This window comes from Williamsia muralis NBRC 105860, from assembly GCF_001598915.1.
Classification (GTDB): Bacteria; Actinomycetota; Actinomycetes; order Mycobacteriales; family Mycobacteriaceae; genus Williamsia; species Williamsia muralis.
In genome coordinates, this window is the sequence record NZ_BDAP01000002.1 from 343,179 (window position 1) to 368,317 (window position 25,139).

Genomic DNA, 25,139 nt, shown 5'->3' on the forward strand with positions numbered 1-25,139 from the left:
CGATTGCAGTCAGATGCTCCGGTTGCAGCCGGAGGGAGTCGACGAAACCGGAGGGTGTGCGTGCCTTGGCCTCAGATCCTCCGGTTGCAGTCCGTGTTGGTCAGATGCCGGGGATGTCGGGTTTCCATCCCAGCCGCACCGACCGCTTGCACGTGTCCGGTGCGTCGCCGGCTCCGGTCAGCAGCGAGGTGAGCATCGCCGCACCGTGATGGATTGCCTGTGGTGGCAGTGGTCCGGTGACCACCAGCGACACCAGTCCGTGGCCGACTATCCAGCACTGCGTCGCGAGATCGAGTGGGTCGACGTCATCGCGCAGCCGTCCATGCTGTCGGGATCGCGCCACGGCCTGCACCAGATGCTCCAGGGTGTTGTCGGCGGCAGCGGGATCTTCCAGTGCGATGCCGTCTTCGAACATCACCCGGTAGAGGTCGGGGTTTAGTGACGCATTGGTGACGTACGCCGCAGACAGTGCCACAAGGTCTTTGACCGGGTCGCGGGTGACCGGGACCTCTTGCAGAAGTGCTTCCAGCCGGGTGAACCCCTCCTGCCGCACTGCCATCCGCAGGCCGTCCATCCCGCCGAAGTAGGTGTACACCGCCATCGTCGAAACACCTGTCCCGTCGACGAGCGCGCGCAGGGTGATGGATTCGCGCTGCCCCAACATCACCGCAGCGCGCTCGACCAACAGGGCACGTACTGCCGGATCTCTTGTTCTGACCACTTCTCTACAATACATAACACTGCTATGGTTTGAGGGACCGCAGGACCTCGAGAAGGAGATTGCCATGCCCGTGACACTGATGAACCCTGATGGCTTGCCCAAACCCGATGTGTACCGGCAGCTCTCGGTTGCCACCGGATCCCGGATGGTGTTCCTCGCGGGACAGGTCGCTCGCGACGCCGATGGCAAACCTGTGGGGGAGGGCGACCTCGCCGCACAGGTGGAGCAGGCGTACCTCAACATCGCGACGGGACTGGCCGCAGTGGGCGGCACCTTCGACGACGTCGCCAAACTGACTGTCTACGTGATGGATTGGAGCGAAGAGAAGTTCCCGCTCCTGGGTGAAGGCGTTGGCCGCGCGGCGGCGAAGCTGGGGGTGGACCCCACCAAACCCATCACGCTCCTGGGTGTTGCGTCCCTTGGCGAGCCTGATCTGCTGGTCGAGGTGGAGGCCACTGCGGTACTGCCCTGAGCGCTGCAGCTGTGCGCTGATGGCCTCGGACCTGTAGCAGCCAACTACGGGTCAGACGAGCAGTCGCCACAATCCGATCAGACCGACCAGGACGATCACGCCCCGCAACGCTGACGGTGACAACTTCCGGCCGTACTTGGCGCCGATCACTCCACCGAGGAGCGAGCCGATGGCGATGAGACCGGCAGCGGCCCAGTTGATTCGGTCGAACGCAACGATGGTGTAGGTGACCGCGGCGACCACATTCACGATGAGGGAGAGCAGGTTCTTGGCGGCATTGAGGCGTTGTAGGTTGTCGGAGACGAGCACGCCCATCGCGCCCATCAGCAAAATGCCCTGTGCCGCAGTGAAATAACCGCCGTAAATACCGACGAGCAGTGTCGCCCCGGTGACCAGAGCCAGGCGCGCGGGACTGAGCACGGTGTCGTTGTTGTCGTCGACGGGTGCCGAGGCCATCCGAGAGGCTGTCCAACGCTGGATCCTGGGCTGGAAGATCACCAGCGCCAATGCGAGGACGAGAAGCACCGGGACAATCGTCTCGAAGGCCTTCTCCGGTAGGTGCAGCAGCAACCAGCTGCCGATGAGTGCTCCGACGAACGAGGCGGGGATCTGCCACCGCAGCCGCGGCCACTGTCCGCGCAGTTCGCGCCGGTAGCCCCATGTCCCCGATACGCCGCCGGCCACCAACCCCACGGCGTTGGTCATCGTTGCGGTCACCGGAGCGAATCCGAACGCAACCAGTGTGGGGAACGTGATGAGTGTTCCGCTGCCGACCACCGCGTTGATCGCTCCGGCGCCCACGCCGGCGATCAGGATCGCGACCACTTCCCAGACAGACATTGCTTCACCGTGCCACGGGCGTCGAAGCGGGTTGGTAGCGGCCTCGCGTAGATGAGGCCGGCGTGTGATGACGCGGACGGGCGGTCCCCGGCCACGCCCGTGCCTGAACTAACGTGGGCCAGAAGGTTGTGATCGTTGGGTCGAGAGGGTGATGGATGTGGCGTGGCTGATCGTCGTCGCCGCGGTGGTCGTCGCCGTGCTGATGCTGCTCGGGGGCCTGTGGTTCGCCTACGACTCCAACAAGCGGGTGCGACGGTTTGCCCGCTCCACCGACCTGGTCCCGGGCAAGCCCGGGCGGGCGCCCGCTGAATGGACCACCGCCACCGATCCAGAGGCCGTCCTGCACCGACGCATCCGTTACGCAATGGGCCTGGTGTACGAGAACCCTTCCCTGCGCAGTGACGACGAACTCCTGGCCGCACGAGGACGCCTCGATGATGCGGTGTTCGAGCTCGATGACCGACTCATCGCTGCCGCGGCGTCGCCGGAGAAGAGCGGCGACACGTTGCGTGACATCGGGTGGTCGGTGCGTTGGCTCGAGTTGCTTCCCGGCGAGATTTTCTACGCGTCGAAGACGAAGGCGCTCGCCGATATCGACGCGACGATCGCCAACCTGCGCCGTCCGGTCGAACCCCCGCCCGAGGAACCGGAAAATCCCGACGATCCGGACAACGACCGAATTCTCTAGCGGTCATCCACGATCGACGCCACGGCCTCTGCGATCGACAGGCAGGACGTCAGGCCGGGTGATTCGATGCCGAACAGGTTCACCAGTCCGGGCGTCCCGTGTGCGGCGGGGCCTTGGATGAGGAAGTCGCTGTCCCCGTCGCCTGGGCCCGACAATTTGGGCCTGATTCCGCAGTAGGCGGGTACCAGTGAGTTGTCCGGCAGGCCGGGCCAGTAACGCCGGATCGCTGCGTGGAACTGGTCTGCTCTGGCGGCGTCGACGTGGTAGTCGATGTGGTCGGTCCACTGGACGTCCGGGCCGAACCGAGCCTGGCCGGCGAGATCCAGCGTGAGGTGTACGCCGAGACCGCCGCCGACAGGTACGGGATAGACCAACTGCGAGAACGGAACTCGGCCGCTCTCGAGAACAAAGTAGTTACCCTTTGCCAGAAATCGCCTCGGGATGGTCTCTGGTGGTACACCTTCGATGCCTCGTGCGACATCCCAGGCGCCGAGCCCGGCGGCGTTCACCACGGTTCTGCAGCTGATCGCCGTGCCGTCGAGCTCGACGGCGAGCTGCCCGCGCCCGATGTGCCCGCCCGTCATCTTGGTGCGCAGAGCGGTTGTCGCACCGGCGTCTTCGGCATCGCGATGCAGGCCCCTCATCAGTCCGTGGCTGTCGATGATGCCCGTCGACGGCGAGTGGAGCGCGCCCGCACAGTCGAGTCCGGGTTCGATCGTGGCCAGGTCGTCCCGGTTCAGTAGCCGGAGGTCGTCGACCCCGTTTGCGGCCGCTGCAGCCGCGATCGCGTCGAGGCGGGCGAGCTGGTCGGAATCAGTGGCCACGATGAGCTTGCCGATCCGCCGGTGATCGATGGCCCGGTCGCTGCAGTAGCGGTACAACATCTGCCGACCGGCCACACAGTGCCGGGCCTTGGCGCTGCCCCGCGGGTAATAGATGCCGGCGTGGACCACCTCGGAATTGCGCGAGCTCGTCTGCGTGCCGATCGCATCCGCCTCGTCGACCAGCACCACGTCCCGCCCGCCCAGCGCCAGGCGCCTCGCGACAGCCAAGCCGAGCACACCTGCGCCGATGACCAGGCAATCGACGGTCACGGTCATGGTGTCAGTCTGACGCATCCCTACCGTGCCGGCGAGACTGTTCGTCCAGGTGGCGGTCGAGGCGATCTGGTATATCCGTACCGTATGGTGATACGGTATGAACATGAGTGAGCCGAGACCGAGTCGCAGCCGCCGAGCGGGCGGTGCGAGGCGCACGGCCGTACTCGACCAGGTGATCGCGACACTCGCGGACCGCGGGTACGGCGGTACCCGCTACACCGACGTCGCCGCCGCGTCGGGTGTGGCAGTGAGCACGTTGCAGGGCTATTTCGGATCGCGCGAGGACATGCTGATCGAAGCCTTCGATCGCGCCACTTCCATTGCGGTGGACGCAATGAACGAGTTCGCAGCTCAATTCGAAGATCCGTGGGAGCAGCTCGTCGCGATGGTCGACCGCGGCCTGGCCACGGACGTTGCCACCTGGCGAATGCTGATGGAGTTCTGGACGGCCGCCGCGCACGATGTCGAACTGCAGCAACATGCCGCCACGCTCGCAGAGCAGTACCGCAAGCCCTTTGTCGATGCGGTCCGGCGCGGGATCGACGCGGGTGACTTCCGCCCCCGCTTCGGCTCGGACGCCATCATCGAGGTGGTCGTGGCGAACATCGTCGGCCTGTTGTATCCGGTTGTGCTCGAACATCTGTCACCTACGGATGTCGACTACCGCGAGGTGGTTCTCGCCCAACTTGCATTCGCCCTCAACACATCAGAGCCCAACCCGACCGACGTCTGAAGGACGTCTCGATGAGAAACAGGTGAAGTCATGTCCCACACCATCGTCAACCCCGAGGGGCTGCATGACCCGGTTCCGTTCGGGTACAGCCACACTGCGAGTGTTCCGTCCGGCGCAGAGCTGGTGTTCGTCGCGGGCCAATACGGATCGGGCCTGGACGGCATGGTCATCTCGCCAGACTTCGCCGGGCAGGTGAAGCAGGCCTTCAGCAACCTCGGTGTCGCCCTCGCCGCCCACGGACTCGACCTAGGCAACGTTGTCCAACTCAGGACCTATGTGGTGGGTCCCGACTTCGAGAAACTCGGGGTGATCGGCCAGGCAGTGCAGGGCAGCGGCGCCGCACCGCCCACGCAAACGGTCATCGGAGTTGCGGGACTTGCAATGCCGGACATCCTGTTCGAGGTCGAGGCGGTGGCCGCCCGGCCCTTGGCTGACCAGACCTAGCCGAGGCTCCCCCGCGAAAGTGTCGACACCGCCTCGCCTTTGCGGTCGCGGGCCACGGACTTCACGATCTCCCCGGTGCGAACGGCGATGTTCGACAGCAGTGACGACGAGATGCCGTGCGTGTGTTCGGTCCCTCCCTGCAAGAAGATCCCGCCGGGCAGGGGTGAGGTGGTGATGAGGCGGTAATCGCGGGCGACCTGGGGTCCGGCAGCGTCGTACGCAACGCTGTTCGTCAGATCCCCCAAGATCTCCTTGAGGTCGAGCGGATCGAAACCGGTGGCGCACACCACCGCATCACAGACGATGTCCTCGGTGAGGCCTGTCGGCTCGTGACGAACGGTCACCGTCACGTCGGTGTCCGATTCGACCACTTGGGTCACCTCGGAGGCGCCGTGGACGAACAGGCGGCGTTGGCCGCGCACTCGTTCGTCGTATTCGCGGGCGTACAACTCCTCGATGAGCGGGAGGTCCACCGCCGAGTAGTTGGTGCTGCGGTGATAGTTCTGCAGCCGACGCCGGAACTCGGGAGCCGACGAGTGGAAGTCGTTGACCGCGTTGGGATCAAAGATCCGGTTCGCGTACGGACTGTCGTCGGCGGGCGTGTATCCGTACTTGGCGAACACCGCGTGTACTTCCGCGCCGGGATAGTTGGTGTGCAGGTACTCCGCGACCTCGGCTGCGCTTTGGCCGGCTCCGATCACCAGGAAACTGTTGGCGGTGGGCTCGGGCAACTCTGCGAGGTGCGGGAGTAGTTGGTGGTTGTGGAAGACCCGCTGCGACGCTGTGATCCCGAGGGGGAGCCTGGCCACCAAGCCGGCTGCGACGACGATGTTGCGGGCCCTGATGATGCCGGCGTGCCGCCCTTCCACGTGGATCTCGAAGCAGTCTCCGGAGTTCTCGATGAGCACAGCCCGGGTGCCGTACGAGACGTCGGCATCGACTTTGCGAGCCGCCCATTCCAGGTAGTCGTGGAACTCGTGACGGGTGGGAAAGAAGGTCTGGAAGTTGACGAACTCCGTGAGCCTGTTCACCTCCGCGAGATAGTTCAGGAAGGTGTACTCGCTGCGAACGTTGCGCTGTGTCGCCAGGTCTTTGAGGAATGACACCTGCATCGTCGTGCGAGGCAACAGCATTCCAGGGTGCCAGCCGAACTGTTCTTTGCCTTCCACGAATCGGGCGGTGATCCGCTGGTCTGGGTGCAGTCCGGAGTTCAATTCCTCCGCTGCGATGGCCAGTGCGAGGTTCGACGGACCGAAACCGATTCCGAGGACGTCGACGACCTCCGTGTTGTGGTCATTCATTGCTCCGCGCCCCTTCCGTGTCCTTGGATCGTCCATGCCGCCCACATTCGGGCGAAAAGTCCTTCAGAAGCCAGCAGTTGAGCCGGCGTTCCCCGTTCGATGACCGTGCCGCGATCGAGCACGACCACCTCGTCGCATTGCATTGCCTGACTGAGCCGGTGCGCCACCACCAACGTCGTTCGCCCGGCCGTGGCAGCAGCCGCCGAGCGCTCCAGATCGCGCGCGCCGAGACTGCCCGCCTCGGCGGTGGCCTCGTCGAGTACGGCGATCGGCGGGTCCACCAGGACCAGCCGGGCGAGTGCTATCTGCTGAGCCTGCGCATCGGTGAGCTGATGGCCGCCCTCGCCTACGACGGTGTCCAGACCAGCGGGCAGCTCGCGAACCCACTCGAGTGCTCCGATGGTGTCGAGCGCGGCACAGACCTCGTCCGTGTTGGCCGACGGCCTGGCGAGACGGAGATCGTCGATCAGTGGTCCGGCGAACACATGGACCTCTTGGCTGACGGTGGCCACGTGTTGCCGGACGATGTCGGTAGGCAACGTGTCCAACGGGATGCCACCGATCATCACCGATCCCGATGTCGGGGTGAGGTTTCCGGCGACCATGGCCGCCAGCGTCGACTTGCCGGCGCCACTCGCTCCGATCAGCGCCACTCGGGTGCCTGCTTCGATGCGGAGATCGATCCCGCGAAGAACGGGCCGGCGAGCGTCGTATCCGAAATGAACGGCGCGCAGTTCGACGGCGCCTCCCCGAGTCGGCGCGCCGCCGATCAGAGTGTTGTCGATCTGGGCGTCGGCAGGGGCGTCGGAATCGACGTCGGTCGAGATGGCCACGCCGATCAGCCGGGACAGGCCGGCCGCTGCTAGCTGGAGGTCGGCGAAGCTGTACAGGATCATGCCGATCGGATTGAACAGGCGGTGGAACAGCAGCGCGGCGGCTGTCGTTGCACCCACCGACACGGCACCGTCCTCGACGAGCATGAAGCCCACCACCAGAACCGCTGCCAGCCCGACGAACTCGGCCCGGTTGACCCGGCCGACCATGCGGGTGAACACCGTGAATGCGGCAATGGAGATGTCGCGCGCCGCAGCGGACTTGGTCTCGACGATGCTCGCCTGCGATGCCTCGAGTCCGTACGCGTGCACGGTGCGAAGGCCGGTGAAACTTTCCACCATGGCCTGGGAGCGTTCGCCGACTGCACGCCGTTCGGCCGCGTAGCGCGGGGATGACCGAGGCAGGTACCAGTGCAGAGCGAGCCCGTAAAGCGGCAATGCGGCAGCACCCGCGAGACCGAGGCGCCAGTCGAGCCCCACCATCGTGGCGATACTCACCGCGGTGAGGATGGTCGCGATCACCATGGTGGGCAGCACGGTGATCACGGCTTTGCTCACGGCCGCAACGTCGTTGGTGACGCGCGACAGCAGGTCGCCCCGCCCGGTGTCTTCGAGCACCCGGGTGGGCATGCGGAGCGCCCGCCGGATCACGCTCTCACGGAGGTCGGCAAGCAGCCCGGCCCCCAGAGATGCCACGGAGTAGACCGAGAGTCCCGCAGCCACTCCGCCGACCAGCGCGGCGGCAGCGGCGACCGCGGCGATGGACAACAGGACGGAGGTACCGGCACCGGCGACCACACGATCGACCAGCACTCCCAGGGCCAACGCCGGAGTCACGGATGCGATTGCGGCAAGGGCGGATACGGCGATGACACGGGCGACCGCCGCGCGGTGGTGGGCCAGGGCAGCGGCGAGCCACGACCTGGTCTGTCGTCCGGAAGCGACCGGGAGGACCCGGGTGTCTTCGTGCAACTCAGGGCTCATCGCAGGACCGCCTCGCGGTACCGGTTGTCCATGGCGGTCAGATCGGCGTGCGCGCCGTCGCGTTCGGCCCGGCCCCCGTCGACGAGCACAACACGGTCCATCACCGACAGCAGGGTTGGGCTGCTGGTGATCACCACCGTGGTGCGGTCGGCCCGTCGCTGATGCCGGAGACGATGGACATGGTGCGCCACAGCGCGTTCGGTGACGGCGTCGATCGAAGTGGTCGGGTCGTGCAAGACCAGAACAGCGGGGTCGGCGAGCAGTGCGCGGACAAGTGCCAGTCGCTGTCGCTGCCCTCCCGACAACGAGTAGCCACGGTCTGCGACCACGTGATCGAGGCCGTCTGTGTGGGCCGCGGCCACGTCTTCACCCGCCACGGTCCGCAACACATCGCCGACCGCGATGGGGTCGAGGTCGTCATCGCCGGCGCGGAGATTGTCCATGACGGATCCCGTGAAGAGGTCAGTCGCGTGCGGAGCGATCAGCAGTGGTCGCGGCCGTTCGGATGTGTCGGTGCATTCGGCGGGAACATCCGACACCCAGACGCCCCCCGCCGACGGTGTGGCAACGCCAGATATCAGGGCGAGTATCGCGTGGGCGTCGTGGGCACTGGTGGCGACGATGCCCACGCATTCACCGGGTTTCACGATGAGGTCGAGGCCGCGCAGGCTGTGGTATTCGACGCCCCGGAACTCGATGCCGTGGGGCCCGGGTCCGAGCGGCATGGTTGCCCGGGACTTCACCACGTCGGCGTCTGAGATGAGCGCGAGTCGTTCGGCCGATCCGCGGGCGGTCGACACCTTTCCTGGCAACATCGAGAGCACGGCGAGAGGCTCGAGGAAGAACTGCGCGATCCCCAGCACGGTGACGAGTTCCCCGACGCTGATCCGGCCACTGAGCGCGAACCATCCGGCAGCGGTGGCGACACCCACGGCGAGGATCGCGCTGATTCCCGCGGCCGCCCCCATGAACATGCCCTGCCCACGCGCTGCGCGCCGCATGGCGACCAGCGCATCCTGGCTCGACTTCTGGTAGCGCGCCGCGGCCGCTTCCTCGGCTCCGATACCGCGTAGCGGTCTCAGACCGGCTATGAGGTCTGCCGCTGATCCCGACGTCTCGGCCACGCCCTGTTGTTGAGTGATCATCTGCCGGGTCAAACCCGGTGCGGTGAGCTGTAATCCGAGCAGCAGCACCGGCACACCGACGAACACGGCCAGTCCGAGTGGGATGTCGATGACCAGCAACGCGCCGCCGCACACCGCGACGGCGGCCAGGGCACCCGCCGCCTGTGGCAGGTACCGGAGCAGTGCCGCGGTTTCGTCGGCATCGGTGCCCGCCACCGCCATCAGTTCCCCGCTGCGCAGGTCGGTGTCCAGCATCGCGCAGTCGAGCACGCGGCGGGTGGCCTGGACGCGTAGCCGATGTGCCTGATCGAGGGCGGCACGCATCGCGAGCCGTGCGCCCAGTCGATAGCAGATCGTCAGCGCCACGAATACCGCGGCGAGCCAAGTGATTCCGGTGGCGAGGGAACCAATATCGCCGTTGGTCACCGCCCGGTCGATGATCACGCCGATCAGAACGGGGACCGCAACCTCACAGGCCTGATGAAGGCACAGCAGAAGTGCTGCGCCGGACAGCAACGGGGCGTTACTTCGCGCACTGTCGCGGAGAATTGTTGCGCCGGACCGGGTGTGCCGAGGCCTCATGTCAGCGTTCTCCGCCGACGAGTGTCACGTCGGACCGGCGGGCGAGATGCCGTGCGATGGAGGGGCCGGTGAGACGAAGCGCGGCGGGGCTGCACATCTGCCAATGGGTGAACGGGATGGCTAGCGTGGAGATCTCGCCTTTCACATGCGACAGCCACGAGTCGGCGGCAGCCGTGGACCCCGGTGAATCACCGTCAGCAGTGACGAAGAGCAGGTCTCCGGTGTAGATGCCCGGTGAATGCTCCCGCAACAGTGTGCTGTTGTGCTCGGCGAAGTCGACCAAGCGCTGAACCTGATGACGCTCGATGCCGTGTGGCAGATCCTCGATCACCGCGAGCACGTCGGTGAGGGAATCTGCGGACGTTGCTCCCAGTTGCTCCAGTACGGCACCGTCGAATCCGAGTCCCGCCAGCAGATCTCCCGCGTGAACGGATTCGTCGGCTGCGGGCACCGGTGGTGATGCGAAACTGTCCAGCATCACCAAACCGGCCACTTGGCCACCCTGTTCTTCGATCAGCACAGCCATCGCATGCGCGAGGACGCCGCCGAGCGACCAGCCGAGCAGGTGGTAGGGACCGTCGGGTTGTATGCGCCGGATCTCCGCGACGTAGCGTGCGGCCGTCGCCTCTATGGACCGTGGTGGCTCGGTGTCGTCGGTCCCGGGTACCTGGATGCCGTAGATCGGCCGATCCTCTGGAAGATGCTGCACCAGAGGTCGATAACACCAGGACAATCCGATGATCGGGTGTATGCAGAAGAGCGGTGCTGCCGAGCCGGTGCGGCGGATCGGCAGCACCACGTCGAGGGCGGCGTCGTCCTGAACGGGATCGGTCATATCGATCCGTCGGGCCAACGCCATCGGGGTGGGGTCGGCGAACAACCACTGCAGCTGGACTCGTCGGCCCAGTTGCTCGCCGATCGAGCCGACCATGGCGATGGCCGACAGGGAGTTGCCGCCGAGTGCGAAGAAGTCATCGTGCACGCCGACTTGCTGTCGTTCGAGTGATCGAGCGAAGGCAGCCGCGACGACGACTTCGGTATGCGTGCTCGGAGCGCGAAACGGAGTCCGTGATTCGAACGTTGCGGCGGGCAGGCGTGATTCGTCGAGCTTTCCGGTCGGTGTGACCGGGATGCCGGCCACCGCGACTATCGCGGCAGGCACCATGTGCCGGGGCAGGAACTCGCTGACGAACACCGCGAGGTGCACGGTGTCCGGTGGGTTGGAGTGTGTCGATGGCACCACATACGAAACCAGGGCCGGCTCGCCGGTGGGGGTGGCGGTGCCGATGGTGACGGCTTGCCCGACCGCCGGATGTTTCAGCAGAACCGCGTTGATCTCGTCGAGTTCGATGCGGTGTCCGCGGATCTTGACCTGGCTGTCGGTGCGTCCGTGGTAGCGCAGTTCCAGATCTGCAGACCAGGCGACCACATCGCCGGTGCGGTACATCCGGTCGCCCGGCGCGCCAGATGGATTGGCGACAAACCGTTCTGCTGTCAGGCCGAACCTGCGGTGGTAGCCGCGGGCCAGACCGGGTCCGGCGAGATAGAGCTCGCCGGGCACCCCGACCGGTACCGGATTCAGGCGGTCGTCGAGCACGAGGAGCGTGAATCCGTGCACTGCAGCGCCGATGGTGACCGGTTCGCCTGGCCGCAGATTGCCGACGGTGGCGATGTCGGTGGCTTCGGTCGGCCCGTATCCGTTGCGCATGTGTCGGCCGGCAGCCCACCGTTCGACCAGCGCTGTAGACACTGCCTCACCGCCGACACCCAGCACCCTGACATCGGGAACGTCGTCGGAAGCGAGCGCGGCAAGCATGGTGGGTGTCATTAGGGCGTGGGTCACCCGCTCTGACCGGATGAAGTCGCCGAGCGACGCCGGTGACAGGTGCGGGGGTGAGATGACAAGAGTGGCGCCTGCCGAGAGTGCGGCGATTTGTTCGCCGATGGCCATGTCGAAGCTGGGTGAGGTGTTGTGGAGGAATCTCGAGTGGGGTTCGACGAGGTAGTTGTGTTTTCTTTCGGCGGCGAGGTTGGCCAGTCCGCGGTGGGTGATGACAACACCTTTGGGGGTTCCGGTGGAGCCGGAGGTGTAGATCATGTACGCCGGATGATCCAGCGAGACTAGGGGTTTCGGCGCGAATGGAACTACATGCCCGGGACCGGTGAGCTGTTCGTCGATCACCAGCCACTGCACAGTGTCGGGGAGTTGCGAGCGGAACTCGCTGGTGGTGATGCCCAACAGCGCGCCCGAGTCGGTGAGCATGTGCGCGATGCGGTCGGCCGGATAGTGCGGATCCACCGGGACAAACGCCGCACCGGTCTTGGCAACCGCCCACATACTGCGCACCGAGTCCGCAGACCGGGGCAGGGCGATGGCGACGAAACGTTCTGGTGCGGCGCCATGTTCCTGCAGGACTCGGGCGCAGCTGTCGGCCCAGGCGTCGGCCTCTCGATAACTGTGCGCACGGCCATCCCAGATGAACGCGGCTTCGTCGGGGCGTTGCCGCACGGCCGTGTCGATCAGTTCGGCCATCGACGCTGCCGGAACAGATGCCGGGCCGCGTACGGGTACCAGCTTCGCGTTCTCCTCGGCGGTCAACAGCGGCAGGTCTGCCAGGGGCGCGGCAGCGTCGATGGCGACCGCATCGAGGATCCGAACAAGACGGTCGGCGAGATCTTGTGCCGAGCGGCGATCGAAGAGGTCGGTTGCATAGCGCAGCGACCCACGCAGGCAGTCGTCATCGGGCCCCGGCTCGGTGATGGAGAACGCGAGTTCGAACTGAGCGATACCTGGGTCGAGGGGGACGGGAGTCACAGTGAGGCCCGGGAGCTCGAAGCTGCCGGGCAGCCCGGGTTCGAAGTTCAGAACCACTTGGAACAGCGGCGAATACGCCTGGGTGCGCGGCGGTTGCAGGATGTCGACGAGACGCTCGAATGCGACATCACCGTGGGCGTACGCACCGAGGTCAACGGCTCGGGTCTGGGTGAGAAGGTCGGCAAATCCGGTACTGAGGTCCACCTGTGTCCGCAGGACAAGCGTGTTCACGAACATGCCGATGACGTCGTCGAGCTGTTCTTCGCCGCGACCTGCGATCGGCGCGCCGATCGCGATGTCCTCGGTACCGGACAGCCTTGCGAGGAGCGTGGCCAGTGCGGCGTGGACGACCATGAACATGGATGCACCATGTTGTCGCGCCAGCTCCCGCAGCGCGGCGCCGGTCGAGCCGCTGATCTCGAAGTCGACGGACGCTCCGCGGTGCGAGGCGACGGCGGGCCGTGGGCGGTCGGTGGGCAGATCGAGCACCACGGGCAGGCCGCCGAGTGTTTGTTGCCAATATCGGACCTGCTGCGCTGCAACAGAATCGGGATCGCCTTCCGAGCCGAGGACACGATGTTGCCACAGCGTGAAATCCGCGTACTGGACGGGCAACTCGGGCCAGCTCGGCGTAAGTCCTTCGGTGCGGGCGTTGTAGGCGAGCATGACGTCGCGAGCGAGTGGTCCCATGGAGACGCCGTCGGCGAGGATGTGGTGGATCACCAGTACCAGCGTGTGGTCGTCGGCGGCGCTGCGAAGCAACCGGCTCCGAATGGCGACCCCCGCCGCGACATCGAAACCGTCGCGGGCGAGCGTCAGCACGGCCGCGGCGATGTGGTCGGCCTCGATCGGTTGCGGGGTCAGATCGAGCGACACCGCAGTCGGTGGCAGAACCACCTGCCTGGGTCCGCCGTCGTCACTCGGGAACGTGGTGCGCAGCGACTCGTGGCGTCGGATCACGTCATCGACAGCTGCCGTGAGGGCACTCGTATCGAGTTCTCCGGTGAGTCGGATGGCCAGCGGCAGGTTGTATGTGGCAGCGGCAGTGTCGAACTGGTTGAGGATCCACATGCGCTGCTGCGCCGGAGACAACGGCAACCGGGCGGGGCGATCACCCCGCCGTAGAGGCGGACGCGCTGCCTGTCCGGTGGTTCCCGCCGCCGCTGCGGCGATGCCGGACACAGTCGGGCTCTCGAAGACCGTGCGAACGGTCAACCCGCAGCCCAACTCTGCATTGACGCGGGAGACCACCCCCATCGCGGACAGTGAGTTGCCGTGCAGGTCGAAGAAGCTGTCGTCGGCCCCCACGTCTTCCTGGTCGATGTTCAGCACCTCGGCAAACACCGCTGCGACAACACGTTCGGCGTCGGAACTCGGCGCGCGGTAGGCGCTACGGGTTAGTTCGGGTACAGGTAACGCCCGTTCGTCCAGCTTGCCGGTGGGGGTCAGTGGTAGCGCGTCGATCAGCACGACCGCCGCCGGTTGCATGTGGCGGGGGAGGTTACGCCCGGCGAACTCTCGAAGACGGTCTGCCGAGCGCGGGTCACCCACCACGTACGACACCAAAGCCGGATGGCCGTCGGCGAGTTCGCGTACCGCTGTCCGTACGTGCCGGACATCCGGAGAGGACCGGAGCACCGCGTCGATCTCGCCCAGTTCTATTCGATGCCCACGAATCTTCACCTGGCTGTCGGCTCGTCCGTGATAGCGGAGTTGGTGGTCGCCGGCCCAGCTGACGACGTCCCCGGTCCGGTACATGCGATCGCCGGGGCTGCCGAATGGATTGGCCACGAACCGTTCTGCGGTCAACGCATGTCGACGGTGGTAACCGCGGCCGAGGCCGGGCCCGGCGAGATACAGCTCGCCGGGTACACCGGCAGGCACGGGTTGCAGGCGGGCGTTCAGTACCAACAGTTCGAAACCGTGCACGGCGGTACCGATCGACACCGGTTTGCCTGCCCGCAGGATGGAGACGGTGGCGATGTCGGTGGCTTCGGTCGGTCCGTATCCGTTGCGCATCTGTCGTCCGACGGCCCAACGGTCCACCAGGTCACCGGTCACCGCCTCGCCCCCGACCCCGAGCACCTCGAGGGAGCCCAGCGCGTCTGGATCGAGCGCCGACAGCATGGTCGGGGTGATCAACGCGTGGGTGATCCGTTTGGTGACAATCCAATCGGTGAGTTCCGCTGGGCTCAGGTCCGGGGGTGAGACCACGAGGGTGGCGCTTGCGGAGAGTGCGGCGATTTGTTCGCCGATGGCCATGTCGAAGCTGGGTGAGGTGTTGTGGAGGAATCTCGAGTGGGGTTCGACGAGGTAGTTGTGTTTTCTTTCGGCGGCGAGGTTGGCCAGTCCGCGGTGGGTGATGACAACACCTTTGGGGGTTCCGGTGGAGCCGGAGGTGTAGATCATGTACACCGGATGATCCAGCGAGACTAGGGGTTTCGGCGCTAATGGAACTACATGCCCGGGACCGGTGAGCTGTTCGTCGATCACCAGCCACTGCACCGTGTCGGGCAGCTGCGAGCGGAACTCGCTGGTGGTGATGCCCAGTCGGGCGCCCGAGTCGGTGAGCATGTGCGCGATGCGGTCGGCCGGGTAGTGCGGATCCACCGGGACAAACGCCGCACCGGTCTTGGCAACCGCCCACACGCTGCGTACGGAGTCGAGCGACCGGGGCAAGGCGATGGCAACAAACTGCTCGGTGGATGCGCCGGCATCGCGTAGCTCTCGGGCGAGCTGATCGGACCAGGCGTCCACCTGGCGGTACGTATGCGTCGTGTGCATCTCCAAGGCGACGGCATCCGGGTCGGCCAGCACTGCGGCCCTTGTCATTTCGTTCAACGTTGCCGGGGGCACAGCCGCCGGGCCACGAGATGGCACAAGAGCGCTGCGGTCGTCGGCAGTCAAGACATCGAAGCCGTCGACCGCGGCGTCGGGTGGGGCTGTGGCCATCGCCTGCAGGAGCGTGACGAACCGGCGGTGGTGCGCGCGCAGCTCATCGGTTCCGTAAGCGTGCCGGTTGGCCTCGAAGTCGACGCGCGTGTTCCCGTCGGCACTTGGGTAGAGATTCACCGACAGGTCGTGGACCGGCCCGGTCGACAGGATCTGGAACCGCCCGGTGACCGGCCCCAGACGGATGTCCGACGGGAAGTTCATGATGTTGATGACCGGCCCGTAGAAGCCGCGGGAGTCCTCACCTGCGCCGAGGTCGCGTCGCAGATCCTCGGCCCGATAGCGCTGATGGCGCAGGGCCCCGGTGAGCTCGAGCTGGATGTGGGAGACGAGGTCGCCGACGGTCGTCGTCGGTGTGATCGACGCGCGGATGGGCACGATGTTGGACACCATCCCGCCCGACTTGCGAAGCACCGCGTTGGTCCGCCCCGACACCGGAAGGCTCAGGACCACGTCCGCCGAACCGGTGATTCGGGCGATGTACACGGCGAGGGTTGCGATCAAGAGTGGTGTCTCGAAGCTCTTCAATCTCGTCGAAGCGGCCTCGAGTTGCCGGGTGACCTCGGTCGAGAGGAGCTCACCGACTCGCCGTGGTCTGACGTCGGGCGCCGATTCGAACGGCGACAACGACTGCGGCTCGGGGAGATTCGCGGCCTTTGCCAGCCAGTAGTCGCGGTCGCGCTGGAAACGGCTGGACGACCGGTAGTCGTTCTCGGAGGTGATCAGCGCCTGCAGCGGAGGGACGGCCTGGGTGTCGGCCTCGCGTCCGGCCAGCTTTGCGGTGTACAGCTCGGCGGCACGATTGATGAACAAGATGGCGCCGTAGCCGTCGATGACGATGTGGTGGATGCAGGAGTACCAGAGGTAGTGCTCGTCGCCGACGCGGAGCACCGCACCCTTGATCAGCCGATCGGAGAGCAGATCTATCGGCGCCGAGTAGTTCGCGTGTATCCAGTCCTGCGCGGCCAGTTCGGGATCGTCCTCGCCGCGCAGGTCGATTCGCTCGAATCGATCCGAGAGGGTCTGGTCGACCACCTGGAACGGCTCACCGTCGATGTCGACGAGGCGGAGCATCCCGCAGTCGATCTCGTGCATGCAGGCGCGGACCACGTCATCGAGCAGATCAACGTCGAGTGGGCCATGGATCTCCGCGTAGTTCGCGATGACGATGGGCGTGTGGGGCATCAGGTGCTGGGCGAACCAGATACCGCGTTGGGCCGCGGTCAGCGGAAACGGTGCCGATCCGGCAGCTGGAGTCGTCGGGGAAGGCGCCGAGGGGGTGGGGTTCCCGGTCAAGGTATGTGCGGAATCCACCTGAGGATCTCTTCTGTCCGGAGCGCGCTGACCCACTCGGCGAGGCCCCGTTGCATCGCTGGGTGAGTTTAGGGAATGCTGCACTAACTTCAATGGTGAATGTAGGTTCATAACCTATCTCTGTCGGTCAAGCTGAACGCACATTTGTGGTGCACTCGCGGGCGCCACGTACTTCCGACGACTGAAGAGGCAAGTTTCATGCGAGTAGCGACCTTCGGCTATCAGACCTGGGGACACAAGACTCTCGAAGCACTCATCGAGTCGGATCACGAGGTGGTTCTGGCCGTCACCCACCCGCCGAGTGAGCACTCCTACGAGTCCATCTGGTCGGACTCCGTCGAAGAACTGGCCCGGGCCAACAACATCCCCGTCCACCTCGCGCAACGACCCGACAGCGAACTGATCGAGCAGGTCAAGCACGCCGAGCCCGACATCATCGTCGCGAACAACTGGCGCACCTGGCTACCGCGTGAACTCTTCGATCTACCGCCGCACGGCACCCTGAACCTGCATGACTCGTTGCTGCCCAAGTTCACCGGTTTCTCGCCGGTCATCTGGGCGCTGATCAGCGGGGAGAAGGAGGTGGGCCTGACCGCCCACCGCATGGACGACGACCTCGACACCGGTGATGTGGTTGTGCAACGGGCCGTGCCGATCGGGCCTCGTGACACGGCCACCGATCTCGTGCGCGCAACCATCGACATCATCCCCGAGGTCCTGATCGAAGCCCTCGACCTCATCGAGTCGGGTGAAGCCGTCTGGAAGCCGCAGAATCTCGCCGACCGCACCTTCTTCCACAAGCGCGCGGACGTCGACAGCCAGATCAACTGGAACTGGCCCGCCGAGGACATCGATCGCCTCGTCCGCGCCCAATCGGATCCCTACCCCAACGCCTTCACCCACTTCCGTGGCGAGCGCATCCGGATCACCAAGGCCTCGGTCTCGACAGGCATCTACGGCGGCACCCCCGGCCGGGTGTTCATCCACGAGGGGGACGGCATGGTGATCGTGGCCGGAGCCGACGCATACCGCGGAAAGAACCACGGGCTGGTCGTGGAACGACTGCGGACCGAAGACGGTGTGGAGCATGCGGGCAAAGACTTCTTCCCACGCGGTGGCGGCTATCTGACGTGACGCCGCGCGCGGCCTGAGTCAGGCCCGGTCATCACCCGAACCGCATAACATGATTCGAGTTGTGAACAAGCGGGTATCGCTGCGCCGTCTTGCAGCGAAAGGAGTTGACACCGAATGACTGCACCCGGCCGGCCCCATGTGTTGATCGTGGGTGGAGGATTCGGAGGTCTCTACGCGGCAAAGCGCCTCAAGCGCGCCGATGTCGCGGTGACCGTTGTCGAGCGCGGCACCAGTCACGTGTTCCAGCCACTGCTGTACCAGTGCGCCACCGGCTTGTTGTCCGAAGGATCGATCGCAAGTCCTCTGCGGCACCTGCTGCGCAATCAGGACAACGCACACGTTGCGCTCGGTGAGGCGAACGCCATCGACACCGAGGCGCGAGTGCTCACAGCGAGCCGCTTCGACGGATCGACCTTCGAGCTGAAATACGACTACCTCGTGGTGGCTGCAGGAATGCAGCAGGCGTACCACGGTCACGAGGAGTACATCCAGTGGGCGCCGGGCATGAAGACCCTCGACGATGCGTTGACCATCCGCCGAAAGCTGGTGGCCGCCTTCGAGATGGCGGAATCGCTGCCCACACCGGAAGAGCGCCAACCCTGGCTGACCTTCGCTGTCGCGGGCGGTGGACCCACCGGTGTCGAGCTCGCCGGACAGATCCGCGAATTGGCCACGCGCGCACTGACACACGAGTTCCGGTCGATCGACCCGGGTGAGGCGCGGGTGCTGCTCCTGCACGGTGGCCAGCGGGTTCTGGAGTCGTTCGACAGCAAGCTCAGCGACAGCGCGCTGCGCACACTCGACAAGGTGGGGGTCGAGACCCACCTGGGCGTGCACGTCACCGATGTGACCGCCACGGACGTGGAGATCACCACCAAGGCCGAACCGAAGACGAAGACCCGGTTCGAAACCCGGACCGTGTTGTGGACGGCAGGCGTGGAAGCGGTGCCTTTCGCACGGACGCTGGCCACTGCCTTGGGTGCCGAGCAAGACCGGTCCGGGCGCATCGCGGTCGAGGCCGACCTGTCCGTTCCGGGGCATCCGAATGTGTTTGTTGTCGGAGACATGATGTCGCGCAACAAACTTCCCGGTGTCGCCGAGGTCGCCATGCAGGGTGGGCGGCACGCCGGTGCGGTGATCGCCGCTGCGGTGGAAGGCAAGACCAACAAGAGGCGGCCGTTCAAGTATCGAGACCTGGGCAACGCGGCGTACATCGCCCGGCATCACGCGTTGGTCCAAGCCGGACCCCTGCACATGTCGGGTATGGCGGGATGGCTATCGTGGGGCGTCATCCACATCGCGTTCCTCTCCGGCGCGCGCAATCGCACTGGCACTCTGCTGAACTGGGCAGCCACACTGGCGACCGGATCGAGGCGTGAACGCGCGATCACCTACGGCGATCCGGAGACGGCCCGCAAACCGTATACATGACGGGCCGGTCGGTTTCGCGACATGAGTGAGTCAGAGGTGACCGTGCTGACCGCGGCAGACACGGTGGCGCCGATCGACTTCTACAGCGCTCCGCCGGACGGTGTGCGCGTCAACATGGTGAACACGCTGGACAACGAGGCGGCATTCGACGGCCGCGTCGCCGCCATCTCCGATCCGACCGACCACCAATTGCTCCTGGATCTGCGCGCATTCGCCGACGTATTGCTCGTCGGGGCGGGAACGGTGCGTGCGGAGTCGTACGGTCGAGTGATCCTGACGGAGAGACAGATACGGCTCCGCCAAGCCAACCTGGGTTCCACTGGCCCGCCACCGGTTGCGGTGGTCACCACCCAAGGAAGGCTGCCGAGGGAATCTCGGCTGTTCGGTGTCGAGCCCCGACCGTTGATCATCACGACCGCGGTGGTCGCCCAGGGTGAGCCTGATGACGCTCACGAGACGATCGTCGCCGGCCACGACCAGGTGGATCTGCCGCAGGCGATAGATGCCCTGCGGGAGCGTGGATTTCGGCGAATCCTGTGTGAGGGCGGACCGTCGTTGCTGCAGGCCCTGGCAGAGCATGACCTCATCGATGAGATGTGCGTGACGGTGTCACCCATGATCGCCGGCGGGCAGGGCGGATCGCCCAGGTCGAAGACCACTCTGGGTGGGCCTCGACGGATGAAGCTGGCACATGTGCTCTCGCACAACGATTTTCTTTATCTGCGGTACATCCGCTGATCCCTGAAAGCCGTTTGGCGGGCGGTCAGTAGGGTGGGTACTGGGCCGACCTCAGCTGCGCGGCCAGATGGGCCGCGTTCCTCGCCACGGTGGCAGTGGTGGTGGCTACGGGCTCAGGTGTCTCGTCCAGGTCGTTGTAGTCCGTCCCCTGCATTGCCTCACCGTTCCAGTAGGTTCCGCCTTGAGCGGGAATCGTGAAACCGATGTCGTTCAGCCCCTGGAAGAGATCTGCTGTGATCTTGTGTGCGCCGTCCTCGTTGCCGACCACTGCCGTCACCGCGACCTTGCCCACCATTGCGGGCCGCCCCTGATCGTCGGTTTCTGACAGCTCTGCGTCCAGGCGCTCGAGAACACGTTGGGCGACACTCGACATGTGACCGACCCAGGTCGGAGTCGCCACGACCAAGATGTCGGCTTTCCGGATCGCGTCGCGGATGGCCGGCCACTCGTCGCCGTCGCCCATGTCGCCTTCCACTCCGGGCTTCACGTCGTGGTCCACCACGCGGATCTTCGACCCCGACACCCCATGTGTCTCGAGCTGGGCGAGCACCTGACCGGCGAGCAACTCGGTGCTCGATGGCGCAGGCGACGGCTTGAGGCTGCAGATCAGGGCGAGGGCGCTGAGTTCAGACATGGGTGTGGAATAGCCATCGCCGGCGTACCCAAACATGGCGCCGCGGCCGTGCTGCTACCCGCCAGACGACTTCGCCCGGTCGACGAGTATGCGCACCGAGGCAGCAACTGTCGCGGCCAGAACGTCCGGCGGGTCGCCATCGAAGACCCGCTTGGTGGCGTCCACCGAACCGTGATCGAAGACGCCGAACCAGACCGTCCCGGGTTCCTTGTCCTCTTGCGGTTCGGGTCCTGCCTCGCCGGTGACGGCGACCGCCAGGTTGGCACCCATCAGCTCTGCGGTGCTGCGTGCCATCGCCAGAGCTGCTTCTTCGCTGACGACCGGCCCCTCGGGCACCTTGAGGAGCGAGTACTTGACCTCCTTGCGATAGGCGATCACGCCACCGCAATACCAGTCGCCGGACGACGTGGCCCGGCCGAGTTGGGAGGCGAGGTTACCCGCGGTGAGTGATTCGGCGGTCGCGATGGTCAGATCGTGCTCGCCCGCCAACTTCGCCAGTTTCTCACACAGCTCCTGCACCTCGTCCTCGGTCGGAACTCGGTCGTCGGGATCGGCAATCATGTTGTCCTCACGTTGTTTTGGGGCGCGTCGCATCGCTGCTGCAAACATCGTGCAACAGTTGCCGTTCGGTTCGCAGGACCGGTGTACCCCGGCTACGGTGAAGTTATGTATTCCCTCGCAGACACAGTCCGAAACGAGTTGAACGTCCGCGCCGACATCGATGTCGCCGCGGAGGTCGAGAACCGGGTGCAGTTCCTGGTCGACTACGCGCAGAATGCCGGAGCGAACGGTTTCGTCTTGGGTATCAGTGGTGGGCAGGACAGTTCGCTGGCCGGGCGTCTGTGCCAGCTGGCGGTTGACCGGATCAATCAGTCGGGAGGATCAGCCGAGTTCGTGGCGGTCTTGCTCCCGTACGGCGTGCAGGCCGACCAGGCCGATGTCGACACCGCCATCGACTACATCAAGCCGAGCCGCACGATCAGCGTGAACATCAAGGACACCGCCGATGCCGCGGCAAAGGCCACCGCTGCTGCGCTGGGCATAGACGAGCTCACCGACCTGGTCCGAGGCAACGTCAAGGCGCGTGAACGCATGATCGTGCAGTACGCCGTGGCGGGCCAGCTGAACCTCATCGTCGTGGGCACCGACCACGCGGCCGAGGCGGTGACCGGGTTCTTCACCAAGTACGGCGATGGCGGCGCCGACGTGGTTCCGCTCTCGGGATTGACGAAGGGGCAGGGAGCGCGACTCCTGGAACATCTGGGCGCGCCCGACAGCCTGTGGACCAAGGTGCCCACCGCCGATCTCGAAGACGACCGGCCCGCCATCCCGGACGAGGAGGCCCTGGGTGTCACCTACCGCGAGATCGATGCGTACCTGACCGGAGAGGCGGTCTCCGACGAGGCGGCCAAGACCATCGAGCAGGCCTTCGTCAAGACCAGGCACAAGCGCACCGTTCCGGTCGCCCCCACCGACCTGTGGTGGCGGGATCCGACGGGCTGATCGGCGACGAACCGGGAGATGGTGTGCGAGTGCGCAACTCGTCGAGAAAAGTACTTGGCACTCCCCGGTGATGAGTGCTAAAAAAGTAGTGCACAGTGATTGGCTGCCCGCCAGGGTGGCGGGCCGAAGTGTCGAGCAGGAGGTGGGTTGCTGTGCTTCGGTTTGATCCTTTCAGTGATGTGGACACGTTGGCGCGGGGACTGTTGACCGGCCAGGCGGTGGGGTCATCTCGAACGCCGAGGTTCATGCCGATGGACCTCTACAAGGTCGAGGACCATTACGTTCTCACCGCCGATTTACCGGGCGTGGATCCCGGCTCGGTGGATGTCAGTGTGGACAATGGCACGCTGACCCTGACCGCCCATCGGACCGCACGGTCGGAGGATTCCGTGCAGTGGATGTCGAGCGAACGGTTTTACGGCACGTATCGCCGCCAGCTGACGCTGGGCGACGGAATCGACGCGGCGGGCATCTCGGCGAGCTACGAGAACGGTGTGCTGTCGGTGACCATTCCGGTTGCCGAGAAGGCCAAGCCTCGTCGAATCTCGATCAACCACACGGACTCGCAGAAGTCGATCGAGACGAGTTCCTCCTGAGAACCGCTGACTGACATCGCAATTGGTCGACCGCGAAAGAGGGGTGATGCTGTGGAGTTGGATGAAACCGTGATCTGGCCCGAGCCCAGTCCGTTGAACGACTGGTGGGCGAATGTCATGACAACGTCGAAATAACGCAAACACGCTTGTGCCCCCGACCTTTTGGCCGGGGGCACAAGCGTGAGAACTCAGCAGAACGGATTGTCAATCGGCGGTGACGGGCAAGCTCAGGGTCAGCAGCATCAGGACGAACAGGAACCATCCGGCGCCCTGCCATACCGGCCAACCGCCACCGCGTTTCCACACACGGTACGTCTGGACGAACGCCCCCAGTCCGCCGAGCAGTAACAGTGCCGGGACTCCGATCGCCCAGACCGAACTGCTCGGGTCGATCACCAGGTAGATGGTCAGCCAGCCGAATGCCGCGGCGATTACCGCCAGGTCATACGTCACCGCAGCGCGGTAGACCGTTCGATCATTCCAGCGCTTTTCGACGTCGTTGGTCATCGACAAGCCTCAGGTCCCTGAATGGTCAGCGGTTCTTTCGCGGGTACTTGGCGCGGTAACGCACTCGGTCACGGCGTGCCTTGAGTTCCGACACGTGATTGTCCTTGAGGCTGTCGGTCGCGCGGTAGGCGAAAAAGCCCCATGCAAACAGCAACACTGCGCCCACAGCGAGGATGACGGCAGCAATCATGTGACCGCCGGCGAGAGTCAGGATCGCCATCGCGACACAGGCCGCGCCACCCGCGATGGCCACAAATCCGGACCAGCCGACTGGCAAAGACAGTTTGTTGCGGGTTTCGTCCTTCGTACGCTGATCCATGTCGTCCTCCAGATTGACATCACTCCTTCGTATGGCGGGTACCCGGTGCGGCCTCGCCCGAAACCACCCCCTGCCAGCCGTTTGCCGCGATCGATGCGGAGGTACCTCTCAATGAGGTGCCGGTCGCGTCTCACGGACGAGGGCGGTCGGGGTCGGTCGGGGGACCTGAGGAGGTGTGCGGTGGCGAGTACGGGTTTGGACGTTCCCACGTTCGGTGTCGAAGAGGAGCTCCTGCTCGTCGAGGAGTCGACAGGTGAACCGTTCATGGAAAGTGCCGCGGTTGCCCACGTCGCGAAATCGCTGGGACTCGACCTGGATCTCGAACTGACGCCGTGCCAGATCGAGACCGCGACGCCGATACTCGACTCCATGGACGACCTCAGGCGGCACCTCGTGGAGAGCCGGAACAAAGCCGGTGCCGCGGCTCGGGAGATGGGCGGCCGCGTGCTTGCAGCGGGCGTGCCGCCGATCGTCGGAGAACGTCAGCCGGTGTCGAAAACCGACCGATACCAGCGCATCGCACAAAACTTCGGCATCATCGCTGCCGAGCAAGGCGTGTGTGGATGTCACGTGCATGTGGCGGTGCCGGACCGCGCACGTGCAATCGAGGTGAGCAACTCGCTGCGACCATGGTTGCCCGTTCTCGTTGCGCTGACGGCCAATTCGGCCATCCACCGATCATCGGACACTGGGTACAGCAGCTGGCGGACCATGCTGTGGTCGCGATGGCCGAGCGCGGGTGCTCCCCCTCATCTCGCATCGGTGGAGGAGTACGACGCCGCCACCGCTCGGCTCCTCGAGGTGGGCGCTGCGCTCGACGAGGGGATGATTTACTGGGATGTGCGGCCCTCCAGCAACTTTCCGACCATCGAGGTCCGCGTCAGTGACGTTCCCGCGACTGTGGACGAGACGGTGCTCTACGCCACGCTGGTGCGTGCGCTGGTGATGACGGCCCTTGCTGACGGCCCGCCCGCCGCCGCGCGGGCGATCAGTTCCGATGACATTCGCGTGGCAAAATGGCGGGCAGCACGCGACGGTCTGACCGGCGAGTGTCCAGATCTGCTCTCCGGGAGCATGGTTTCGGTGCGCACCGCCGTGGACGGGATGCTCGCCCACATCGCGCCCGCACTCGACGCCCTGGGTGAGCGTGCAGCCGTGGATGACGCGCTGGACACACTCTTCCGCCGTGGAAACGGCGCGATGCAGCAGCGTCAGGTACTCCAGCGGTGCGGCGCGCTGGCGGTTGTCGAGCATGTCGCGGCGCGCACCCTGGACGCCGACACCTTGCGTTGAACCAGCCGATCTCTGGACAGGAGGATGATGGACCAATCTCGCGCACCACTGGTCGAGGCACTGGCGGACCGGCAAGGCCGC

General features: G+C 65.4%; 21 protein-coding genes. 10 read left to right on the plus strand and 11 right to left on the minus strand.

Features of this window, described 5'->3' with window-relative positions; all coding sequences use genetic code 11:
* Positions 1-100 precede the first annotated feature (100 nt).
* Complete coding sequence (locus WIMU1_RS08420) at positions 101-721, minus strand: TetR/AcrR family transcriptional regulator (RefSeq protein ID WP_174548714.1); 621 nt, start codon at positions 719-721, stop codon at positions 101-103.
* 64 nt (positions 722-785) lie between these two features.
* On the opposite strand from WIMU1_RS08420, the gene WIMU1_RS08425 reads away from it, so the two are divergent.
* Positions 786-1,193, plus strand: coding sequence for a RidA family protein (locus WIMU1_RS08425; RefSeq protein ID WP_062796404.1), 408 nt, complete (start codon positions 786-788; stop codon positions 1,191-1,193).
* Between the two features lie 51 nt (positions 1,194-1,244).
* On the opposite strand, the gene WIMU1_RS08430 is transcribed toward WIMU1_RS08425, so the two are convergent.
* Positions 1,245-2,033: a sulfite exporter TauE/SafE family protein gene (locus WIMU1_RS08430; protein ID WP_062796406.1), complete on the minus strand. Its 789-nt coding sequence runs from the start codon at positions 2,031-2,033 to the stop codon at positions 1,245-1,247.
* A 151-nt stretch (positions 2,034-2,184) separates the two neighbouring features.
* Here WIMU1_RS08430 and WIMU1_RS08435 point away from each other — a divergent pair, with 151 nt between their 5' ends.
* Complete coding sequence (locus tag WIMU1_RS08435; protein WP_243404430.1) at positions 2,185-2,721, plus strand: hypothetical protein; 537 nt, start codon at positions 2,185-2,187, stop codon at positions 2,719-2,721.
* On the opposite strand, the gene WIMU1_RS08440 is transcribed toward WIMU1_RS08435, so the two are convergent.
* Positions 2,718-3,821 (minus strand): NAD(P)/FAD-dependent oxidoreductase, encoded by a 1,104-nt coding sequence (locus tag WIMU1_RS08440; protein WP_062797476.1) that lies wholly within the window; start codon positions 3,819-3,821, stop codon positions 2,718-2,720. The two genes, WIMU1_RS08435 and WIMU1_RS08440, sit on opposite strands and share 4 nt — an antisense overlap.
* Before the next feature lie 103 nt (positions 3,822-3,924).
* Between WIMU1_RS08440 and WIMU1_RS08445 the strand changes: the two genes are divergently transcribed.
* Both WIMU1_RS08445 and WIMU1_RS08450 read left to right on the plus strand, forming a co-directional pair.
* The gene (locus WIMU1_RS08445; protein WP_084248187.1) at positions 3,925-4,554 is read left to right on the plus strand and encodes a TetR/AcrR family transcriptional regulator; all 630 of its coding nucleotides are present in this window, start codon (positions 3,925-3,927) and stop codon (positions 4,552-4,554) included.
* A 30-nt stretch (positions 4,555-4,584) separates the two neighbouring features.
* The gene (locus WIMU1_RS08450) at positions 4,585-4,998 is read left to right on the plus strand and encodes a RidA family protein (protein ID WP_062796410.1); all 414 of its coding nucleotides are present in this window, start codon (positions 4,585-4,587) and stop codon (positions 4,996-4,998) included.
* Here the strand turns inward: WIMU1_RS08450 and WIMU1_RS08455 are convergent.
* The 4 genes from WIMU1_RS08455 to WIMU1_RS08470 are packed head-to-tail and all read right to left on the minus strand — an operon-like array spanning position 4,995 to position 16,903.
* The gene (locus tag WIMU1_RS08455; protein WP_062796412.1) at positions 4,995-6,299 is read right to left on the minus strand and encodes a lysine N(6)-hydroxylase/L-ornithine N(5)-oxygenase family protein; all 1,305 of its coding nucleotides are present in this window, start codon (positions 6,297-6,299) and stop codon (positions 4,995-4,997) included. The genes WIMU1_RS08450 and WIMU1_RS08455 overlap by 4 nt on opposite strands.
* Positions 6,296-8,116 carry an ABC transporter ATP-binding protein gene (locus WIMU1_RS08460; RefSeq protein ID WP_062796414.1) on the minus strand — a complete coding sequence of 607 codons (1,821 nt, stop codon included), beginning with the start codon at positions 8,114-8,116 and terminating at the stop codon, positions 6,296-6,298. Before WIMU1_RS08460 ends, WIMU1_RS08455 begins: the two co-directional genes overlap by 4 nt.
* The gene (locus tag WIMU1_RS08465; protein WP_062796416.1) at positions 8,113-9,822 is read right to left on the minus strand and encodes an ABC transporter ATP-binding protein; all 1,710 of its coding nucleotides are present in this window, start codon (positions 9,820-9,822) and stop codon (positions 8,113-8,115) included. Before WIMU1_RS08465 ends, WIMU1_RS08460 begins: the two co-directional genes overlap by 4 nt.
* Before the next feature lies 1 nt (position 9,823).
* Positions 9,824-16,903, minus strand: a complete 7,080-nt coding sequence (locus WIMU1_RS08470) for a non-ribosomal peptide synthetase (RefSeq protein WP_062796417.1) — start codon at positions 16,901-16,903, stop codon at positions 9,824-9,826.
* A gap of 198 nt (positions 16,904-17,101) precedes the next feature.
* Here WIMU1_RS08470 and WIMU1_RS08475 point away from each other — a divergent pair, with 198 nt between their 5' ends.
* The 3 genes from WIMU1_RS08475 to WIMU1_RS08485 all read left to right on the plus strand — a co-directional run bounded on the left by WIMU1_RS08475 (position 17,102) and on the right by WIMU1_RS08485 (position 20,206).
* Positions 17,102-18,037 (plus strand): methionyl-tRNA formyltransferase, encoded by a 936-nt coding sequence (locus WIMU1_RS08475; protein WP_062796420.1) that lies wholly within the window; start codon positions 17,102-17,104, stop codon positions 18,035-18,037.
* A 114-nt stretch (positions 18,038-18,151) separates the two neighbouring features.
* A complete protein-coding gene (locus tag WIMU1_RS08480; RefSeq protein WP_062796422.1) occupies positions 18,152-19,468 on the plus strand; it encodes an NAD(P)/FAD-dependent oxidoreductase in 1,317 nt (438 codons plus the stop codon).
* A gap of 21 nt (positions 19,469-19,489) precedes the next feature.
* On the plus strand, positions 19,490-20,206 hold the full coding sequence (locus WIMU1_RS08485) for a pyrimidine reductase family protein (RefSeq protein ID WP_062796423.1): 717 nt from the start codon (positions 19,490-19,492) through the stop codon (positions 20,204-20,206).
* 25 nt (positions 20,207-20,231) lie between these two features.
* Here the strand turns inward: WIMU1_RS08485 and WIMU1_RS08490 are convergent, their stop codons facing one another.
* Complete coding sequence (locus WIMU1_RS08490) at positions 20,232-20,840, minus strand: flavodoxin family protein (RefSeq protein WP_062796426.1); 609 nt, start codon at positions 20,838-20,840, stop codon at positions 20,232-20,234.
* Between the two features lie 54 nt (positions 20,841-20,894).
* Positions 20,895-21,449, minus strand: coding sequence for a CinA family protein (locus tag WIMU1_RS08495; RefSeq protein WP_371850289.1), 555 nt, complete (start codon positions 21,447-21,449; stop codon positions 20,895-20,897).
* A 57-nt stretch (positions 21,450-21,506) separates the two neighbouring features.
* Between WIMU1_RS08495 and nadE the strand changes: the two genes are divergently transcribed.
* Both nadE and WIMU1_RS08505 read left to right on the plus strand, forming a co-directional pair.
* Positions 21,507-22,343, plus strand: a complete 837-nt coding sequence (gene nadE / locus WIMU1_RS08500; protein WP_062796428.1) for an NAD(+) synthase — start codon at positions 21,507-21,509, stop codon at positions 22,341-22,343.
* A 152-nt stretch (positions 22,344-22,495) separates the two neighbouring features.
* Positions 22,496-22,939 (plus strand): Hsp20/alpha crystallin family protein, encoded by a 444-nt coding sequence (locus tag WIMU1_RS08505; protein ID WP_023954550.1) that lies wholly within the window; start codon positions 22,496-22,498, stop codon positions 22,937-22,939.
* A gap of 204 nt (positions 22,940-23,143) precedes the next feature.
* On the opposite strand, the gene WIMU1_RS08510 is transcribed toward WIMU1_RS08505, so the two are convergent.
* Both WIMU1_RS08510 and WIMU1_RS08515 read right to left on the minus strand, forming a co-directional pair.
* Positions 23,144-23,446, minus strand: a complete 303-nt coding sequence (locus tag WIMU1_RS08510) for a hypothetical protein (protein ID WP_062796430.1) — start codon at positions 23,444-23,446, stop codon at positions 23,144-23,146.
* A gap of 25 nt (positions 23,447-23,471) precedes the next feature.
* Positions 23,472-23,765: a hypothetical protein gene (locus tag WIMU1_RS08515; protein WP_062796431.1), complete on the minus strand. Its 294-nt coding sequence runs from the start codon at positions 23,763-23,765 to the stop codon at positions 23,472-23,474.
* 180 nt (positions 23,766-23,945) lie between these two features.
* Between WIMU1_RS08515 and WIMU1_RS08520 the strand changes: the two genes are divergently transcribed.
* The gene (locus WIMU1_RS08520; protein ID WP_245968894.1) at positions 23,946-25,058 is read left to right on the plus strand and encodes a carboxylate-amine ligase; all 1,113 of its coding nucleotides are present in this window, start codon (positions 23,946-23,948) and stop codon (positions 25,056-25,058) included.
* Positions 25,059-25,139 lie beyond the last annotated feature (81 nt).

Excerpts from the sequence above, each read along its gene's own strand:
- WIMU1_RS08425 (WP_062796404.1), top strand. The coding sequence starts at position 786 with ATGCCCGTGACACTGATGAACCCTGATGGCTTGCCCAAACCCGATGTG.
- WIMU1_RS08430 (WP_062796406.1), bottom strand. The coding sequence starts at position 2,033 with ATGTCTGTCTGGGAAGTGGTCGCGATCCTGATCGCCGGCGTGGGCGCC.
- WIMU1_RS08435 (WP_243404430.1), top strand. The coding sequence starts at position 2,185 with ATGGATGTGGCGTGGCTGATCGTCGTCGCCGCGGTGGTCGTCGCCGTG.
- WIMU1_RS08440 (WP_062797476.1), bottom strand. The coding sequence starts at position 3,821 with ATGACCGTGACCGTCGATTGCCTGGTCATCGGCGCAGGTGTGCTCGGC.
- WIMU1_RS08445 (WP_084248187.1), top strand. The coding sequence starts at position 3,925 with ATGAGTGAGCCGAGACCGAGTCGCAGCCGCCGAGCGGGCGGTGCGAGG.
- WIMU1_RS08450 (WP_062796410.1), top strand. The coding sequence starts at position 4,585 with ATGTCCCACACCATCGTCAACCCCGAGGGGCTGCATGACCCGGTTCCG.
- WIMU1_RS08455 (WP_062796412.1), bottom strand. The coding sequence starts at position 6,299 with ATGAATGACCACAACACGGAGGTCGTCGACGTCCTCGGAATCGGTTTC.
- WIMU1_RS08460 (WP_062796414.1), bottom strand. The coding sequence starts at position 8,116 with ATGAGCCCTGAGTTGCACGAAGACACCCGGGTCCTCCCGGTCGCTTCC.
- WIMU1_RS08465 (WP_062796416.1), bottom strand. The coding sequence starts at position 9,822 with ATGAGGCCTCGGCACACCCGGTCCGGCGCAACAATTCTCCGCGACAGT.
- WIMU1_RS08475 (WP_062796420.1), top strand. The coding sequence starts at position 17,102 with ATGCGAGTAGCGACCTTCGGCTATCAGACCTGGGGACACAAGACTCTC.
- WIMU1_RS08480 (WP_062796422.1), top strand. The coding sequence starts at position 18,152 with ATGACTGCACCCGGCCGGCCCCATGTGTTGATCGTGGGTGGAGGATTC.
- WIMU1_RS08485 (WP_062796423.1), top strand. The coding sequence starts at position 19,490 with ATGAGTGAGTCAGAGGTGACCGTGCTGACCGCGGCAGACACGGTGGCG.
- WIMU1_RS08490 (WP_062796426.1), bottom strand. The coding sequence starts at position 20,840 with ATGTCTGAACTCAGCGCCCTCGCCCTGATCTGCAGCCTCAAGCCGTCG.
- WIMU1_RS08495 (WP_371850289.1), bottom strand. The coding sequence starts at position 21,449 with ATGTTTGCAGCAGCGATGCGACGCGCCCCAAAACAACGTGAGGACAAC.
- nadE (WP_062796428.1), top strand. The coding sequence starts at position 21,507 with ATGTATTCCCTCGCAGACACAGTCCGAAACGAGTTGAACGTCCGCGCC.
- WIMU1_RS08510 (WP_062796430.1), bottom strand. The coding sequence starts at position 23,446 with ATGACCAACGACGTCGAAAAGCGCTGGAATGATCGAACGGTCTACCGC.
- WIMU1_RS08515 (WP_062796431.1), bottom strand. The coding sequence starts at position 23,765 with ATGGATCAGCGTACGAAGGACGAAACCCGCAACAAACTGTCTTTGCCA.